General features: G+C 69.4%; 18 protein-coding genes. 5 read left to right on the top strand and 13 right to left on the bottom strand.

Annotated features, from left to right (window positions below):
• Positions 1 to 3: 3 nt before the first annotated feature.
• From NKH51_RS13885 to NKH51_RS13840, 10 genes are all read right to left on the bottom strand, one after another.
• Positions 4 to 1,095, bottom strand: coding sequence for an AAA family ATPase (locus tag NKH51_RS13885; protein ID WP_254762282.1), 1,092 nt, complete (start codon positions 1,093 to 1,095; stop codon positions 4 to 6).
• Between the two features lie 62 nt (positions 1,096 to 1,157).
• A complete protein-coding gene (locus NKH51_RS13880) occupies positions 1,158 to 2,612 on the bottom strand; it encodes a hypothetical protein (protein ID WP_254762281.1) in 1,455 nt (484 codons plus the stop codon).
• Positions 2,613 to 4,064, bottom strand: coding sequence for a DUF58 domain-containing protein (locus NKH51_RS13875; protein WP_254762280.1), 1,452 nt, complete (start codon positions 4,062 to 4,064; stop codon positions 2,613 to 2,615).
• The gene (locus tag NKH51_RS13870) at positions 4,061 to 4,900 is read right to left on the bottom strand and encodes a DUF7269 family protein (RefSeq protein ID WP_254762279.1); all 840 of its coding nucleotides are present in this window, start codon (positions 4,898 to 4,900) and stop codon (positions 4,061 to 4,063) included. Before NKH51_RS13870 ends, NKH51_RS13875 begins: the two co-directional genes overlap by 4 nt.
• The gene (locus NKH51_RS13865; protein WP_254762278.1) at positions 4,897 to 7,116 is read right to left on the bottom strand and encodes a DUF4129 domain-containing protein; all 2,220 of its coding nucleotides are present in this window, start codon (positions 7,114 to 7,116) and stop codon (positions 4,897 to 4,899) included. The genes NKH51_RS13870 and NKH51_RS13865 overlap by 4 nt, the downstream gene beginning before the upstream one ends.
• 143 nt (positions 7,117 to 7,259) lie before the next feature.
• Positions 7,260 to 7,544: a phosphoribosyl-ATP diphosphatase gene (gene hisE / locus NKH51_RS13860; protein ID WP_254762277.1), complete on the bottom strand. Its 285-nt coding sequence runs from the start codon at positions 7,542 to 7,544 to the stop codon at positions 7,260 to 7,262.
• Positions 7,545 to 8,012 carry a bifunctional nuclease family protein gene (locus tag NKH51_RS13855; RefSeq protein WP_254762276.1) on the bottom strand — a complete coding sequence of 156 codons (468 nt, stop codon included), beginning with the start codon at positions 8,010 to 8,012 and terminating at the stop codon, positions 7,545 to 7,547.
• Between the two features lie 93 nt (positions 8,013 to 8,105).
• On the bottom strand, positions 8,106 to 8,732 hold the full coding sequence (pdxT, locus tag NKH51_RS13850) for a pyridoxal 5'-phosphate synthase glutaminase subunit PdxT (RefSeq protein WP_254762275.1): 627 nt from the start codon (positions 8,730 to 8,732) through the stop codon (positions 8,106 to 8,108).
• Positions 8,733 to 8,780: 48 nt separating this feature from the next.
• Positions 8,781 to 9,173 (bottom strand): hypothetical protein, encoded by a 393-nt coding sequence (locus tag NKH51_RS13845; protein ID WP_254762274.1) that lies wholly within the window; start codon positions 9,171 to 9,173, stop codon positions 8,781 to 8,783.
• A gap of 158 nt (positions 9,174 to 9,331) precedes the next feature.
• Positions 9,332 to 9,493: a preprotein translocase subunit Sec61beta gene (locus NKH51_RS13840; protein ID WP_097379553.1), complete on the bottom strand. Its 162-nt coding sequence runs from the start codon at positions 9,491 to 9,493 to the stop codon at positions 9,332 to 9,334.
• Between the two features lie 117 nt (positions 9,494 to 9,610).
• Between NKH51_RS13840 and NKH51_RS13835 the strand changes: the two genes are divergently transcribed.
• A complete protein-coding gene (locus NKH51_RS13835) occupies positions 9,611 to 9,880 on the top strand; it encodes a thioredoxin family protein (protein WP_254762273.1) in 270 nt (89 codons plus the stop codon).
• Between the two features lie 112 nt (positions 9,881 to 9,992).
• Here NKH51_RS13835 and npdG read toward each other — a convergent pair whose 3' ends face one another.
• Together npdG and NKH51_RS13825 are read right to left on the bottom strand one after the other, a co-directional pair.
• Positions 9,993 to 10,661: an NADPH-dependent F420 reductase gene (gene npdG, locus NKH51_RS13830; protein WP_254762272.1), complete on the bottom strand. Its 669-nt coding sequence runs from the start codon at positions 10,659 to 10,661 to the stop codon at positions 9,993 to 9,995.
• Positions 10,662 to 10,937: 276 nt separating this feature from the next.
• Entirely contained in the window at positions 10,938 to 11,195 is a 258-nt protein-coding gene (locus NKH51_RS13825; RefSeq protein ID WP_254762271.1) for a hypothetical protein, read from the bottom strand.
• Positions 11,196 to 11,316: 121 nt separating this feature from the next.
• Between NKH51_RS13825 and NKH51_RS13820 the strand changes: the two genes are divergently transcribed.
• The 4 genes from NKH51_RS13820 (at position 11,317) to NKH51_RS13805 (ending at position 16,935) form a co-directional block, all read left to right on the top strand.
• Entirely contained in the window at positions 11,317 to 12,144 is an 828-nt protein-coding gene (locus tag NKH51_RS13820; protein ID WP_254762270.1) for a glycerophosphodiester phosphodiesterase, read from the top strand.
• A 301-nt stretch (positions 12,145 to 12,445) separates the two neighbouring features.
• Positions 12,446 to 14,920, top strand: coding sequence for a cbb3-type cytochrome c oxidase subunit I (locus NKH51_RS13815; protein ID WP_254762269.1), 2,475 nt, complete (start codon positions 12,446 to 12,448; stop codon positions 14,918 to 14,920).
• 114 nt (positions 14,921 to 15,034) lie between these two features.
• The gene (locus NKH51_RS13810; protein ID WP_254762268.1) at positions 15,035 to 15,802 is read left to right on the top strand and encodes a Nif3-like dinuclear metal center hexameric protein; all 768 of its coding nucleotides are present in this window, start codon (positions 15,035 to 15,037) and stop codon (positions 15,800 to 15,802) included.
• A gap of 62 nt (positions 15,803 to 15,864) precedes the next feature.
• Complete coding sequence (locus NKH51_RS13805) at positions 15,865 to 16,935, top strand: deoxyhypusine synthase (RefSeq protein ID WP_254762267.1); 1,071 nt, start codon at positions 15,865 to 15,867, stop codon at positions 16,933 to 16,935.
• An 83-nt stretch (positions 16,936 to 17,018) separates the two neighbouring features.
• Here the strand turns inward: NKH51_RS13805 and NKH51_RS13800 are convergent, their stop codons facing one another.
• Positions 17,019 to 17,432: a pyridoxamine 5'-phosphate oxidase family protein gene (locus NKH51_RS13800; RefSeq protein WP_254765154.1), complete on the bottom strand. Its 414-nt coding sequence runs from the start codon at positions 17,430 to 17,432 to the stop codon at positions 17,019 to 17,021.
• Positions 17,433 to 17,526: the final 94 nt, after the last annotated feature.

Genomic DNA, 17,526 nt, shown 5'->3' with positions numbered 1-17,526 from the left:
CCGTTACCGATTTCGAGGCGAGGCGGAGTCGGCTCCGGGTTCGGTGGCGTCGTCGGACGCGTCCTCGAGTTTCGGCTCGTGGTCCGTCTCCGATTCGGCGTCCGACTCGGGTTCGGGCTCGTCGCGTCCGGGCGCGACCGCCGGCACGTCGACGGCGTTGACCGCGTGGCGGACGATGGCGCTCGGCTCGACGCCCTCGACGGTCGCCTCGGTGGTGAGGACGATCCGGTGGGCCATCGTCGGCCGGGCGAGGCGTTTGACGTCGTCCGGGGTGACGTACGACCGGCCGTCGATCAGCGCGGCGGCGCGGGCCGCTTCGAACACCCGCTGGACGCCCCGCGGCGAGACGCCGGTGTCGGCTCGCCGGTCGGCCCGCGTCTGCCGCGCGAGGTCGACGATGTAGCCCCGGACCTTCTCGTCGACGGTGACGTCCTCCGTCAGATCCTGAAGCGTCGTGACCGCCTGCCGGCTCGCGACCGGCTCGACGCTCGGCGAGAGCGACCGCCGGTTCGCCCGCCGCTCGAGTAGCCCCAGTTCGCCGTCGCGGTCGGGATAGCCGAGCGAGGTCTTGACGCTGAAGCGGTCGCGCTGGGCCTCGGGGAGGCGGAACGTCCCCTCCTGTTCGATCGGGTTCTGGGTCGCGACGACGACGAACGGCTCGGGCAGCTCGTAGGTCGTGCCGTCGACGCTGACCTGGCGTTCCTCCATCGCCTCGAGCAGCGCCGCCTGCGTTTTCGGCGGCGCGCGGTTGATCTCGTCGGCCAGCACGACGTTCGTGAACACCGGCCCCTGAGCGAACTCGAACTCGCCGGCTTGCTCGTCGTAGATCATCGAGCCGGTCACGTCCGAGGGCAACAGGTCGGGCGTGAACTGGATCCGCTTGAACTCGAGCCCCATCGACTCGGCGATCACTCGAGCGGTGACCGTCTTCCCCGTCCCCGGCACGTCCTCGAGCAGGACGTGGCCGCGGGCGAGCACGGCGGAAAGCAGCGTGTGGAGGACCGTGCGGTCGACCACCGCCGCTTCCTCGATGCGTTCGACGACCCGCCGGACGGTGCGTGCGGCGTCGTCGGGCGTCGCGTTCGTCTCGTCCATACACGACAGTGACGCTAGATGACCAAGAAGCCTCCCCTCTCGCCTGTCCGGGTCGCGACCGGCTAGCCGCGGAGGGGAACCAACAGGAGCAACACGCCCAACACGACGACGAGCGCGGCGCCGGCCGCACCCCCACCCCCGAAAACGCCGCGTCCGACCCCTGCGAGGCCGGCCACGACCGCCACGGCGGCGACGCCGACGCCGACGGCGATGGCCCCGTGGAACAGTTCGAGCCGACGAGTCTCGGGTACGTGACCGAGTTCGGCCGTCACCCCGAGTCCGAACGTCGAGAGGTCCCAGACGAGCACCGCGGCCGCGATACAGCCAAACGCGAGGAGCGGTCGCACGCTCTCGACGCCGATCGCGGCGACGACCAGCCCCGTCGCGGCGATCGTCGGTCCGGTCGCCCGCGCGGGGAGCAGTCCCACGGCGGTACAGACGGCGCCGCTGCCGAACACGAACGCGGCCGCCAGTGGTCCGACCAGCAAGGGGATCAGCAGCGCTCCCGCGAGGAGGACCGGGCCGACGACGACCCCGTTACTGGCGATCAGGAGCACCACCCCGAGCAGGAACGGCAGCGAAAGTCCGACGCCGACGACGATCGCGGCGGTCCGGCGCGTCGCGTCGGCATCGGCCTCCCGCGTGAGCCGTCGCAGGACGAGCGCGATCACGCCGGCGGCGGCGCTTACCGCGCCGACCGCGACGATCGGCCAGACGACGATCGGCGAGGACAGCACCTCGAGCCCGCCCGAAAGCGCCGGCTGCCGGGCCGACAGCCTGGCCGTCGCGCCCCCGAGTACGAGGCCGGAGAGGGCGATGACCGCGACGACCGCCCCCGAGATCGTCCACGTCAGATATCGCCGGACGGACGCGAGCCGCCGTTCGACCGCCGGCCGCCGATCCCGGGGGGTCAACGCCACGATCGGGAGCCACCGCAGCGACAGTCGGACGACGACGGCGGTTCCGGCCCCGACTATCAGGAAGCCGGTGAGCGACCCGATCGGGCTCGAGACGCCGGTGATTCTGCCCACCACCGCCGTGGCGAGATAGCCGAACGCGAGCAGCACCGTTACCGCCGCGCTCGAGGCCAGCATCGAGACGTAGCCGAGCACGCTCCCCGTCGCGGCGGTTTTCAGCTTCTCGCCGCCGATATCGGCCCAGGCGGCCCCGGTCCCGGCCAGCGCCAGCGCACACCCGCTCACCGCGAGCCCCGGCCCGGCGACGAGCGGAGCCGCGAGGACGATCAGCGAGAACGCCGTCCCGACCGTCAACAGGAACGCGTGGGCGACGAGTTGCTCGACGAACCCGTGGCGCTCGAGCAGCCCGACGCCCGCGACCGTCAGCCCGACGACCAGGCCAAGCGTCGGCAGCAGCGACGGCTCGCCGATCGCGACGCCGACGAGCCCGACGGCGGCGACGACGGCCAGCGTGGCGATCCAGAGACTCGTCGCACGCGCCCGCCCCTCGTCGCCGATCGCGGACGGCCGATCGAGGCGGGGGCCGCCGGCCAGCGACATCTAGTCGTCACCTCCCGGCCGCGTCCGCCGCCCGGTCTGGGGGTCTCGTTCGGCGCGTTCGTCGTGTTCGCCTCCCGCCGCTCCGTCCTCGTCCGGTCCGCCGCCGTCGTTCGCCGACCCGCCGCCACCGAGGAGCCGCGTGTTCGAGAGCCGCGCGTCGGCGGCGAAGGCGTGCTCGATGACCAGCGGCAGCGGCGTCCCCCGCCGCCAGTCGACCGTGCGAGCGCCGGCGGCCTGACAGCGCGCCAGTCGCGTCCGTCGTCGCACCTGCTCGTACTGACCGCTGACGGTGTTTTCGGGGACGATATCGGGCGAGCAGACCGCGACCGGTAGCCCCGCGCCGCGCCAGGTCTCGACCGCGTCGACCGGGGCCCCGTCGAGGGCGGCCGTAAACAGGGCGAGCTGTGCGTTCGGCGGGACGAGCTCGAGCACTTTGCGGACCTGTGCCTCCGTCCGTCGGGCGTCCGCCCGCGTCTGATTCGGCCGGCTGTCGGCCGCCGAATCGCCGTCGGCCGCCGTCCGGAGCAGTTCGAGCCCGCGCGTCCGCTGGTCGCGCCCGCTGGCCGGCTCGAGCCAGTGACAGCCCGCGGGGCCGGGGCCGTCGAGGCCGATCACGGCGACGCCGACGTCGTGGCCCGATTGCAGCAGGTCGGTCAGCGCGTGCGTCGCGGCGTAGGCCTCGAGTTCGACGCCAGTTGGCCGCCCGCGGCCGGCGACGACGCGGTTCGCCGCGCGCGCGTCGACGACCAGCACGACGGTCGCCGACACCTGTCGCTCGTAGTTGACCGTCGCGAGCGTCCCGCGTTTCGCGTAGTGTCGCCAGTCGATCCGGTCGGCGGGGTCGTCGGGGCGGTACTCCCGGGTCGAGTGAAACGAGACGCCGTCGCCGGGGTCATCAGCGGTGAACTGGCCGGTGTGGCCGGCCCCGTCCTCCTCGATCGGCGGCGCGTCGGCATCGAGTCGGCAGACGAGCGACCGGTCGCCCGACACCGGCAGTGAGACCGTCGCCACCGCGCTCGCCCCGAGCCCCCGGAGCCGACACTCCGGCGGGTCGAAGTCGTACTCCCCGCGCCGGGCCACGACGAGGTACGTCACGCTGTGGCTCTCGCCGGGCTCGAGCGTCACGCCGGCCCGCGGCGTCCCCTCGAGGACGGCCAGCGCTCTGGGGACGCCGTCGGCGAGTCGAACGTCGGTCAGCGTCCGGTCGCCGTCGTTTGTCACCTCGAGGGTGACGGTCACAGGGCGGCCCGGCGGCGCGGGCGTCGGCGCGACCGTCCTGGTCGCGACGAGCCCCTCGGGGTCCCGAACGCGGGACAGCGACCCGTAGGCGACGAACGCGAGCGGAACGATCGACCCGAGCAGCAGGGCCGGCGCGTTGCCGACGAATCCGACGACCGCGAGGGCGATCGTCGCCGCGATGGCACCCCGCCAGCGTCGCTGTCGACGGCTCACGCGCCGGTCTCCTCCGTGATCTCGGCGCGATAGTCTCGCCCGTCCGTTCCGTCCGATTCGGCATCCCCGAGTTCGTCGCCGACCTGCGGCCGGCGCGGCTGCGGTCCGCGGGCGATCGCCCGCGGATCGACCGCGCGCTGGAGCCGCCCGTCCGCGCCACGCTGGAGGTCCTCGAGAGTGGGCCGGACGACCGGTACGGTTCGAGGCGCGGTCTGGCCTGGGACCGTCGGCAGCGCATCGTCTGCGGCCGCGGCGACCGCGTCGGTGGCCCGTCGGGCCCGCTGGCGGACGACGCGCTCGGGCGAGAGCCAGACGCGAACCCGCTCGCGAAACGAGCGATTCGGCGGCGCCACGTCGGCCGCGAGGACGCTCGCGGCGACCCGGTCGTCGGTCCAGCTCCCGTCCGTGAGCGCCGCCTCGACCTCCGATCGCGAGCGCCCGCCCTGCTCGAGCGCGTCGATCAGCGTCTCTCGGAGCGCGGGGCGGACCGCCTCGAGTCCCTCGTCGACGCTCTCCTCGTCTCGGGCCCGCTCGCCGGCCGTCTCGATCAGCCCGGCGAGGTCGTCGCTCGAGAGCGGGGGCTTGCGGTCGGTCCGCTCGGGCGCGGGGGTCGCGAAGGCGTCGTCGCCCGCCCACGGAACGGTCGGTGCGTCGGCGGTCCCGTCGAGCGAGCCGCGGACCGTCTGAAAGCCAAGACCGAGCGCGACGAGGACGAGCAGGGCGACGAGCCCGCCGGCACCCCCGGAGTCGCCGGGCTGGACGACTCCCAGACCGGTCCCGATCGCGACGAGCGCCAGCCCGAACAGGGCGACGATCGTCGTTCGACGGGGCCTCACGATCGCTCCCCTCCGTCGGTCGCGGACGCCGGTTCGGTCGTCTGCGAGTCCGCCGTCTCCGCACGCTCGCGCTCCGCTTCGATCTCGTCGTAGGCCGCCGCTGCCCGGTCGCGGCGCTCGCTCGAGCGGGGTCGGCCGCCGTACTCCACCTCGCGAAAGAGCGTCGTCAGTTCGCGCACCGGCTCGCTGGGGTACCCCTCCGAGAGGGCGCGACGCTCGATCTCGCCGGGCGTGCGCGTTCGCCACCGGCCGGGCGAGACTCGCCGTGCGAACGCACGCCAGAGTTCGCGGAACGAGCGTCGCCGCTCTCGGTTCGGTGTCTCCGCTATCGGCTTCGACGCTGCTGGCTCGCCGTCGTCGCGGTCCTCGTCCGCCTCCATCGCCTCCGCCTCGTCGGAGCGGTAGCGGATCACGCCGGCGACGGCGAGGCCGCCCGCGACGAGGGCGGCCCCGCGGAAGCCGTCGAGCACGTAGCCGCCGACGAGCAGGGCGACGGCCCCGAGCCCGACCGCCGCCGTTCTGAGCGGGAGCGTCCTCGCGACCACGAGCGCGCGTCGAAGTCCCGATCGAACGCGTGCCGGAACCGTCCGTAGCCAGTCCGCGAACCGCGCCCAGAGCCCGCTCGCCGACCGCGGCAGCGATCTCAGCCACCCGCGAACGGCGGCCGCCAGCGCCCGTCCCCGGTCGGCCAGTACCTCGAGGCGGTCGACGAGCCACATCGTTCGGTCGACGAGCCACGTCAGGAACCGGTCTAGCGCCCCGCGGATCGAGGGCAACTCGCGGTCGCGGAGCCGCTCGCCGTCGGACCGCCCGGCGACGAGTCCGAATCCGAGCAGCGAAACGGCGGCGAGCGCCGCGAGCCCGGCCCACGATCCGTAGAACGCCTCGACGACGAGCACCGCGAGCAGCGCCGCGGCAGCGCCGCCGACGGCGACCGATCCGCGGCGGCCGTGCGTGCGGTGTGCGAACGCCGCCAGGCCGGCGACGACGACCGCGGTCAGGGCCGCGAGGCCGCCGTAGGCACTCAGGAGCGTCACGCTCGCGGTCTGGTTTGTGGTCCGATCGCCCGTGTGGACCGTCACCGTCGTCGTCGGATCGCGCGGCAACACGACCGGGAGTCGTCCGTCGGCACCCGTCGTTCCCGCGCGTTCGCCGCCGACGGTGACGGTGGCGTTCGCGACCGGCTCGCCGTCGATTACGGCCTCGACGGTGCCGGGACTGCCGGGGATCGGCGCGAGTCCGCCGGGCCGGAGCCGCGCCTCGAGCAGGAGTACGTCGATCCGTTTCGTCCCCGAGAAGTCACCACGGGTCACCTCGAGTTCGAGCCGCTCGGAGCCGTCGTCGGGGACGGTCACCGACGCCGTGCCGTCGTCGTCCGTCCGACCGAACGTCGTCCCGTCGACGGAGACGGTCGCATCGCGCATCGGTACCCCCTTGATCGTCGCCTCAGCGGTGACCTCCTCGCCGGGGTAGGGGTCGCCGCGAACGTCGATCTCGACCTCGCCGGTGACCTCGTACGAGCCGGTCGCGTTTTCGGCCCCATCCTCGTCCTCGGCCGTCGACTGCGTCGTCAGGATGCCGTCGGCGGCCTGCGCCGCCACCAGCGTCCCCGCGGTGGCGCTCGCCGTCGTCCCGGACGGCCGTCCGTTCGCACTTGCGTCGGCGGCGACCGCTCCGCTTGCCGTGCCCGCTCCGGCTCGACACGTCACGTCGTCGCCTGCGCCGACTCGAATCTCCATCTTCGTGACGTACGGGACGGTACCGGTCACTCGCCCGTACTCGTCGGTTCGCCCCACGTATCGATCCTCGAACCACACCGGCGCGTCGTCGAGGAACTCGCCCTCGTAGTGGATCGTCGCCGTCACCTGTCCGCCGGGCACCGGCGTTCGATCCAAGCTGATGACACAGGCCGCTTCGGGGTCGGGCTGCTCCGTGTCACGGTCGCCCCTGTCGATGTCGAGCAACTCGAGCAACCGTCGCCAGTCGAACTCCACGTTCGGTCCGTCACCGCCCTCACCGCCGCCACCGCCCCCGCCGGCCGAATCGCCGGGCTCGAGGCGCGAGTCCGTCTCACTGCTGGACTCCGAGCCGGCCGGCACCGCGACGCCGGGCGTGAACGCGGCCGCCAGCACGAGCGCGACGGCCGCGAGCGCGACGAACGAGAGCTGCCGGTAATCGGGCGCGCTGGCGTCGTCGGGAGTCGAGTCGTCGGGCACGTCCGTTCACCTCCGATTCGGTCGGCCCGCTGCCAGACCTGTCGGTATCACAATGAGTGGGTATGGAACCTACCCCACAATGAAGGTACGCCTTCTGTCCCGATACCGGGCAGCGATCGGATCGAGTCGAGCGGTCGGGGCCCTTAGCGGCGCGCCTCGAGTTCGGCCTCGAGCTCCGCGAGGTCCACGTCTTTCATCGAGAGCAACACGAGCAGGTGGTAGACGATGTCGGCGCTCTCGTGGGCGATCTCCTCGCGATCGTCGTCTTTCGCGGCGAGAACGAGTTCGGTGGTCTCTTCGCCGAGTTTCTCGAGCACCGCGTTCTCGCCTTTCTCGTGGGTGAACAGCGAGGCGGTGTAGGAGTCCTCGGGCAGCGTTTCCTTTCGGTCTTCGATGACGGCAAACAGGTCGGCGAGCACGTCGTCCATCTACAGATCACCGGATACGTTGCGGATGTCTTCGAGTTCGTCGAACTTCTCGCTGTCGTCTCGGCTGTCCTCGAAGACCGCCTCGGAGATCTCGATCGGCGCGTTCGTCCGGGCGGCCAGCGCCAGCGAATCGCTCGGCCGGGCGTCGATGACCGCCTCGCCGCGGGGCGTCTCGAGGTGGATGTCCGCGATGTAGGTGCCGCCCTGGCCGCTGTCGCGCTCTTTGATCTCGGTGACGACGACGCGGTCGATGCGGCTCCCGAGTTCCTCCATCACGTCGAGCAGGAGGTCGTGGGTCAGCGGTCGGCCGATGTCCTCGGCCTCGAGTCCCCGGGCGATGCTGGTCGCCTCGTTGAACCCGATGAAGATCGGCACGACGTCGTCCTCGTCGTCGACGGCAAGGACGACCACCGGAACCGGGCCCTGGGGCGTCCCTGCGACGCGAACCGCGTCGATGGATGCCTGCATACCCCTACCGTTGGGGAGGAGGGGCAAAACATGTCCGGTCGCGAGTGCATGCAGCGGCCGGGATCGGCACTCCTGTCGCTCCCGTCGCTCGCGTCACGACCGGCGCGACCCCGATCCCTCGAGTGGCAGTTCCACCGCGTCGTTTTCGAAGAAGGCCAGGCCGTGGATCCGACTGTCCGTCGTCAGTTCGGGGTGGAACGCGGTCCCGACGACGGGGCCGTCCCGGACTGCGACCGGGCGCTCGTCCCAGGTCGCGAGCACCGCTGCCGCGCCGACCGTATCGATCGCGGGTGCGCGAATGAACACTGCCGGGAAGGGGTCGTCGAGGCCCGTCACCTCGAGGGGCGCTTCGAAGCTGTCCTTCTGCCGGCCGAAGGCGTTGCGCTCGACGCTCGCGTCGATCACGCCGAGTTCGTCGACCCGGTCGTCGCCGGCGTCGCTCGAGGCGACGATCAGGCCAGCACAGGTCGCGAGCAGCGGCTTGCCGGCGGCGACGTGATCCCGGATTTCGGGGGCGATTCCCTCGCCGTGGATCAGTCGGGAGATGGTCGTCGACTCGCCGCCCGGCATCGCCAGCAGATCGCAGTCGGGAACGATCCCCGATTCGCGGATCTCGCGGACGGCAACCTCGTGCCCGTGGGCCTCCGCGGCGCGTTCGATCGCCGCCGCGTGTTCGGACACGTCGCCTTGCACCGCGACGACGCCCGCAGTCAGTGACATGGCCACCGGTAGGAACGGTCCGCTCAAAAAGGTCGCGCCACGGCGCTCTCAGCCCTCCTCCGACCGCGCCACGTCGCGGACGAACAGGTAGAGCGCGAGGACGGCGAAGGTCGTCGCCACGGTCCCCGTGAACGCACCGACGAGAAGAAACTCCATCCCGCCGAGCAGCCAGATGACGCCCAGATAGACGGCCAGTCCTGCGCCGAGGAGGTACAGCAGCGAGTGCCAGTACGGCGTCACGTAGACGAGCGGACCGACGAGCAACACGGCTCCGATGACCAGAAACGTCGTCGCGCGATCGTCGGGGACGAACGGCGCGAAGAACGCGAGATACAGGTGAACCGCTGCGAGCACGAGCGCCAGCGAGAGGAACGCCCAGTCGAACGCGTCCGGCGTCGAGCGAGCGCTGTCAGTTCCGGTGACCATCCGTTCGCTGACCACGTACGAACCCTCACTACGAAAACGTTGTTCGTCGCGGCCGGCTCGCCGGCCGCCCGAGGGCTGCTGACTGATCTCTCGAGTCGGCGGTTGCGCGAGTAGCGACGGCGCTATCGAACGGACTCGTCGCCTCGAGCGGCGACGCCAACAGAAGAGGGTCGTTACGAGACGAAGGTCAGGAGCTGTACCAGCACGCCGAGCATGACGCCGAACGCGATGACCGTCTTCGGATCGATGCGAATCGCGTTCGAGTCCTCGGAGTCGAAGTACCGGACGAGACCGGCACTGGACATCAGCCCCCCAGTGTTCTGTCCTTTATCCATATCAGTTCCTTCGGCTCCCTCGAACTAAACCTTTCGACCCGCCGCGTCGGCGATCACGGCAACGTGGTGGGAGTGGGAAACCCTTATGCGAGACGCGGAGCAAGTAGCGGTGACCGCATGACCGTCACACTCAAGGACTTCTACGCGGACTGGTGTGGCCCCTGCAAGACCCAGGACCCGATCCTCGAGGAGCTCGAGGACGACTGGGAGGGGCGATTCGAAGTCGAGAAAGTCAACGTCGACGAACAGCAGGACATCGCCAACGAGTACCAGGTGCGCTCGCTGCCGACGCTCATCATCGAGAACGACGACGGCATCGTCGAGCGCTTCGTCGGCGTCACCCAGCGCAACGACATCGAAGACGCCCTCGAGTCCGCTGGCGCCTAAACAGGCCGCAGCGTTCTCTCGATTTTCGCGACCCGTAAGCGACGCGGCCGGTCGCCTCGCTCGTCGCGACGAATCGTTCGAAACCCGTCGAAGCGGCGACCCGAGTCGCCGCCTAGATCCACTTCACGCCGACATCGTGCATGTCCTCGTTGTACTTCGCGATGTTGATGACCAGCGGCGTGACGCTCTCGACCTCCGCCGCGTTGGCCAGCGGGCCGGCCCCGAGCGCGCGCAGGCCTTCGATTTCGTTTGCGAGGTCGACGACGGTGTCGCCGGCCGCGTCGTCGTCGGCGACGACGAGCGTGTCGAGGTCGAGGTCGTTCTCGAGGTTCGACAGGGCGTCAGCCGCGAGGTTGTGGAACGCGCCGACGACCGGGACCGCGTCGGGCGCCCGCCCTGCGACGAGTTCGGTGACGCTGCCCGCGCTCGGCGGGTGGTAGTGCAGGCCGTCCTCGTCGCCCTGCATGCCGACCGCGGGGGTCACGAGGACGGTGTCCGAATCGAGGCTGTCGGCGACCGCCTCGACGGTGTCGCCGACGTAGTACGGCGGGACGCTGAGGATGACCACGTCCGCGCGGTCGGCCGCCATCTCGTTGCCGAAGCCCTTGATGTCGACCTCGCCGGTGCGCCCCTCGAGTCGCTCCTCGTACTCCGCGACCGCGTCGCGGGCCTTCTCTGGATCTCTCGAGCCGATGAGGATCTCGTGGCTCGTGTCGCGAGCGAAACGGAGCGCGAGTCCTTCGCCGATGTCGCCGGTGCCGCCGAGTAGTGCGATTCGCATACCTACCACTCGGGAGGGCACCCGAATAAAAGGGCCGGAGATCGGCCGATCTCGCCGCGTTCTCGGACGAACTATCACCGTCCGCGGAACGGGAGCCGTCGAGTAGGGACAGCGTCGAACGATCGACAGGTGCTCTGCTCGCGTAGCAACTAGGGGCTACCACGTCCTCCCCGGCCGATTCGCTCGGTCGTTCTTCTCTCGCTCATCCATTGGAGAGACACGTCTTCCGAGCCGTTCGCAACGTCAGAATGGATGGCGTTGCGAACGGCCGGGCCACTATGGCGCGTCGTCTTCGCTCGGATTCATCGACGCCCCCAGCGCGCCGTCGTAGGCGTCGCGCTCCTCGACCTCGCGGATCCGCTGCTCGAGGTCGGTCTCGAGTTCCCGTCGCTGCCCCTCGTCTACCTCGGCGTCGGTCCCCAGATCCTGCAAATCCTGTCGGGCCGTCCGGAGGATGGAGACCGCCTCCTCGGTCTCGAGGTCGGTGGCGCGGTCGAGCGCGCGTTCGACGTCCGCGAGCGTGGTCTCGGTCATAGTGGATCGTCGCGGAGGAGGCGAATCAAAGGCGGGCCGGGAGTTGCCACGTCCCGGCTCCGCTCGACCGCGGGTTGGCGGCGACCGGAGTTTCAATACCCCACCGTTCGTCGCTCTCGGTATGAGCCGTCCCGCCGTCATCGCACACCGCGGCTACGCCGGCGTCGCGCCCGAGAACACGATCGCCGCCGTCGAGCGCGCGGTCGCACACGACGAGACGGCGATGCTCGAGATCGACGTGCGGCCGGCGGCCGACGGAACGCCGGTGGTCGTCCACGACGAACGCCTCGAGGGGACTCGCGAAGGGCGGCCGCTGACCGACGCGACCGGACTCGTTCGAGAGACGCCGCTCGAGGCGATCCGCGAAGCGCGGGTTCTCGGCACCGAGGCGACGATCCCAACGCTTTCTGAACTGCTCGCTGCAGTTCCCGAGACGGTCGGCGTCAACGTCGAACTGAAGGGGTGTGGCCGATCGGACCTGCGGGTCGGCGAATCGCTCTCGTCGGCCGAGCGCGATCGGCGACGCGAGGCGTGGCGGCCGTTCGTCGAGCGCGTCGTCGCCGACTGCGCGGCCTTCGGCGGCGACCTCCTCTTCTCGTCCTTTTGCGAGGGCGCGATCGCGGCGCTGCGCGAACTCGCCGATTACGCCACCGCGGCCCTGCTCTGGGACGACCTCGAGGCCGGCCTCGAGATCGCGCGTCGTTACGACTGCGAGGCGATCCACCCGCCGCGGAACGCGATCGTCGGGACGGAACTGGCCGGAACGGCCTACGCCGGGCTTTCGGGCGAGCCGTCGATCGACGTGCTCGCGGAAGCTCACGCCGAGGGCCGCGCGGTCAACGTTTGGACGGCGACGAACTGGCTCCAGTTCGACGCGCTCGCGGCGGCTGGCGTCGACGGGATCGTCGCCGACTATCCGGGACTCGGCGATCGTTCGCCGTCGCGGTAGCGACGCGCCACGTGTCGTTCGGTCGCCGTATCGTCTGCTGTCGATCTTCGGGTTCGCGCTTCGATGCAGCCGCATCTCCGTCCCCGTGTTTCGGAGACAGCCGTTCGGACACGCCTCAAATACCGCCTGCAAGTGCACCGAACACGCTGATACGGCGAATCGTCCGAGGATGTGGTGACTATGGACTCCGTCGCCTGTCAGCGTCGTCGCCTCGGCCTGCGGTTCTCGGCGATCTCCGGCCGAGCCGCAGCCGGCGACGATGTCGATTCCAGAGACCGGCCCGGACGGGAGGTGTGGCTCGATGAGTGATTTTCCGCCGCGGACGACGATCAAGCGGTGGCTGGTGACGACCAACCACAAGGACGTTGGCATCCTCTATCTGGGGACCGCGCTGTTCTTCCTGCTGGCCGGCGGTCTCCTCGCGCTGTTGTTCCGCATCCAGTTGTGGGAGGCCGGCGGGACCGGCTTCCTCACGAACACCGAGTACAACCAGGCGGTCTCGATCCACGGCCTGTTGATGGTGTTCTGGTTCATCTCGCCCTTTGGCTTCGGCTTCGCGAACTACGTCGTCCCCCTACAGATCGGGGCGAAAGATCTGGCGTTCCCCCGCCTGAACGCGTTGAGTTACTGGTTCTATCTCTTTTCGGGCGTTCTCGTTCTGGTCTCGTTCTTCCAGGGCGTGACGTGGGCCAACGGCTGGTACATGTACGCGCCGCTGAACGTGCCGATCTACAACCCCGGCTACACGCTGACGATGGGCGGGAACACGACGATCCTCGCGTTGACTCTGTTTACCATGTCGGTCTCCCTCGGCTCGGTGAACTTCCTGACGACGATCCACCGCTGTCGCGCCGAGGGGATGGGCACCTGGAACATGCCGCTGTTCACCTGGGGCATCCTGCTGACCGTCTGGATGATGCTGTTCGCGTTCGCGGCGCTGCTGGCCGCCCTGATCCTGATGCTCACCGACCGCATCCTGCTCACCCAGTACTACTCCTCGACCGCGGAGGGCTCGAGTCTGCTGTGGGGACATCTCTTCTGGTTCTTCGGCCATCCGGAGGTGTACATCGTCTTCTTCCCCTCGCTGGGGATTCTGTTCGAGACGTTCCAGACGTTCACCGGGCGACGGCTGGTCGGCCGGAAATGGGTCATCATCGCGATGGTCCTCGTGGCCGTCCAGTCGTTCCTCGTCTGGATGCATCACATGTTCCTGACGACGATCAACCTCGAGATCAAGACGCTGTTTATGGCGACGACGATCGGGATCTCGCTGCCGTTCGACCTGATGGTCTTCTCGCTGATCTACACGATGGTCAAGGGGCGGGTCCGGTTTACGACCCCGTTCCTGTTCGCACTCGGCGCGCTCGTGTTGTTCATCCTCGGCGGGATCACGGGGGTGTTTCTCGGCGCGGTCGTGCTGGACTACGAGTTCCGCGGGACCTACTGGGTCGTCGCCCACTTCCACTACGTGATGGTCTCGGGCGTCACCGCGCTGATCGGCGGCCTCTACTACTGGTGGCCGAAGATCACCGGGAAGATGTACTCCGAACGCCTCGGGAAGCTCAGCTTCGCGGTGTACTTCTTTGGCTTTAACCTGCTGTACTTCCCGATGTTCCTCGCCTGGGAGACCCCCCGCCGGGTCTTCAACTACCCGCCGGGAACGGAGTTCTTCCAGCAGCTCGCGACGGTCGGCGCGTTCGTGCTCGGCCTGTCGGTCTTGCTCGTGCTCGTCACGCTCGCGAAGAGCTTCGTTTCCGGTCCCGACGCACCCGACAACCCGTGGACGTACTCGCGGACCGCCGAGTGGGCGACGACATCGCCGCCACCGCTCGAGAACTGGCCGGACCGCCCCAGCTACGCCAGCGGGAAACTCGAGTTCGTCGACGACCGATCGGCAGCCGCGACCGACGGCGGTGCGGTCGCCCACGAGCGAACGCAGGCCGAACCGCTCGAGGCGGACCACGAGGACCACGCGAGCATCTGGCCGTTCGCCATCGGCATCGGGATGTTCGTCACGTTCCTCGGGCTCTCGGGGCTGACGCCGTATGTCGCTAATTTCGCCACCTCACACGGGGCTGAACTTGCCGGTCAAACGTCGGGGAGCCCCACTCTCCTCTATCCCGTGCTCTCGGTAGTCGGCGTCGGCATCCTTCTCGGCGCGTTCTTCCAATTCGGGCGCGAGCAGTTCAACGCCCCCGAAATGGCTATCGCCGAGCGCTGGCCGTTCGAGGGCGTCGGCACGACCAAGACCGGCGTCTGGATCTTCCTGGCCTCCGACGTGGTCGTCTTCGGGGCCGTCATCGGCGCGTACATCTTCATGCGACTCCACACCGGCTGGCAGGAAATCGGGACCGTCCCGCCCTCAGCGCTCGTCGGCCTGATCAACACCTACGTCCTGCTCACCTCGAGTTTCACCGTCGTCGTCGCGCTCGTGATGGCCGAACGCGGGAACAAACGAGGGCTGCTCGGAGCGATGGGCGCCACCCTGTTGCTCGGCCTGACGTTCCTCACGGTCAAGGGCTACGAGTGGAGCCAGGAGTTCGCCCACGACATCTACTGGTTCACCGACCTCGAGTACTCGATGTACTTCGTGACGACCGGGCTGCACGCGCTCCACGTCATCCTCGGACTACTCATCGCCGGGTTCATGATCTACCGGATCGCGAGCGTCGACGCCTACCTCGAGGACGACCGGCCGGTGGAGTACTTCGGCCTCTACTGGCACTTCGTCGACATCGTCTGGGTGTTCCTCTTCCCGCTGTTCTACCTGATGTAGCTCGGCTCGACGCGCTTCGGTTTCGTTTTTGCGAGCGGCTCCGGGCCAACGGCCCCCTCCCCACGGGCACCGAAAGCAGCCGGATACAAGGCGATCGCTCCTAAACGAGCGGATATGAAACTCTCGAGCGTCGTCGATCGACTCGACGAGGAGCTGCGGACCGCCGACTACGCCGACCTCGACGCCAGCGCGAACGGGCTACAGATCGGCCCCGACGAGGCCGAGATCGACCGCGTGGCGGTCGCCGTCGACGGCGTCCGCGAGACGGTCGACCGCGCGGTCGAAGCCGACGCGGACCTGTTGGTCGTCCACCACGGCATGTCCTGGGGCGGCTTCGATCGTCTCACGGGCCGCACCTACGACCGAATCGCGCCGCTGATCGAGAACGACCTCGCGCTGTACGTTTCCCACCTCCCGCTGGACGGCCATCAGGAACTGGGTAACGCCGCCGGCGTCGCCGACGTACTCGAGCTCGAGGACCGCGCCCCCTTCGGCGAACTCGGCCCCGAGCACATCGGCCAGCGCGGGACCGCGGCCGACCCCTTCGCCCCCGCCGAACTGCGCGACCGGCTCGAGGCGAACCTCGACACGGGCGGGCGGCCCGTCCAGTTGCTCGACTTCGGGCCCGACGAGATCGCGAACGTGGCGATCGTCACCGGCAGCGGAGCCGACTGGCTCGACGAGGCCGTCGCGGCCGGCGCGGACGCGCTGGTGACCGGCGAGGGAAAACAGCAGGTCTACCACGAGGCACGGGAGGCCGGCATCCACGTCGTCCTCGCGGGCCACTACGCCACCGAGACCTTCGGCGTCCGGTCGCTGCAGGAGTTGGTCGAGGAGTGGGGGCTCGAGACGACGTTCCTCGACGTGCCGACGGGACTGTAGCGTCGGCGATCGATTCGACCGAGACCGCGACGTTCAAACCGGTGGCTCGCGGAATTGAGGACATGAGCGACGAGCACGATCACGGGAGCGACGGCGGCGACGAGGCAGCGGGCCACCACGAGCCCGAGCGCCACACCTTCTCGCACGACCCGATCGGACACGCGGAGGTCCGCGCGGGGATGACGGTGGGCGAACTGGCCGACGAGTACGGCAACGCTGGCGTCGGCGCGGCGGATCTCCACGAGGCCGTCGACGTGACCGAGGCGATGTTCGACGACGACGTGACCGTCTTCTTCAGCCTCGCGGGCGCGATGGTCCCCACGGGGATGCGAGCGATCGTTGCCGACCTGATCCGGGAGGGCTACATCGACGTGCTGGTCACCACGGGGGCGAACCTCACCCACGACGCCATCGAGGCCATCGGCGGCAAACACCACCACGGCGCGGTCCACGCCGAGGGCAAGACCGAACGCGAGCACGACGAGACCCTGCGTGACGAGGGCGTCGACCGCATCTACAACGTCTACCTCCCGCAGGAGTTCTTCGCGACCTTCGAGTCGCACCTGCGCGACGAGGTGTTCCCGCCCCTCGAGACGGAGTGCGAGGAAGACGGGCTCGTCTCGATCCAGCGGCTCACCGAAGAACTCGGTCGGGCCAACGCCGAGATCAACGAGCGCGAGGACGTCGACGAGGACCCCGGCATCGCCGCCGCGGCCTACGAGAACGACGTGCCGATCTACTGTCCCGCCGTCCAGGACTCCGTCCTCGGGCTCCAGGCGTGGATGTACTCCCAGACCTCCGCGTTCTCGCTGGACGCGCTCGCGGACATGACGCCGCTCACTGACATCGCCTTCGACGCCGACGAGGCCGGCGCGTTCGTCGTCGGCGGCGGCGTCCCCAAGAACTTCACCCTCCAGACGATGCTCGTCGCCCCCGGCGCGTACGACTACGCCGTTCAGTTGACGATGGACCCCAAACAGACCGGCGGCCTCTCCGGCGCGACCCTGGACGAGGCCCGCTCGTGGGGCAAACTCGAGAAGGACGCCGACAACGTCTCCGTCTACGCCGACGCGACGATCACGCTGCCGCTGGTCGTGGCGGCGGCTCGGGAGCGACTCGAGGGAGAGCGGTAGACAGCGGGCCCCTCCAACGCGGCGGCTACGGCTCGAGCCCGCGAGCGAGGTGTGGCAGTCGTCCGGGGTCCGCCCGGAACCCGTCAGTAGGTCCGATAGGTCGCCGAGCCGGCCTCGATTCGGACCAGCGTGTTCTCGGCGTAGGCGTCGGGCTCCGCGCCGTACTTCTCGTTGATCCGACGACGCGCTGGGGCCGTCTCGGCTTCGTCTTCGATCACCGTCGCCGTTCCGAGCAGCGAGACCATCCAGCGGGTTTGCCCGGCATCGTCCTTCTGAATCGAGAGGGCGACGCGCGGATTCCGCCTGACGTTCGCCAGCTTCCGGCCGGTCGTGACGATTTCGACGACGCCGTCGTCGTACCGGTACCAGACCGGCGCGACGTGGGGTCGGCCCTCGGCGCAGGTTCCCAGGTGGGCCATCACGGGTTCGCTCTCGAGCAGGTGCTCCGCCTCCGATGGAACGGTCGACACGTCCGTACCGCCGACGAGAAGCGACAAAAGCGGTCGCCCTGTCGGTGCCGGCGAACAGGGGCTCTCGAGGACGGACTGTCTGAACCCATACACGTCTGCCACACGGCTTATTACCTCTTCG

It is taken from the genome of Natrinema marinum, assembly GCF_024296685.1.
GTDB lineage: Archaea > Halobacteriota > Halobacteria > Halobacteriales > Natrialbaceae > Natrinema > Natrinema marinum.
This window is presented reverse-complemented; position numbering and strand designations above follow the sequence as displayed.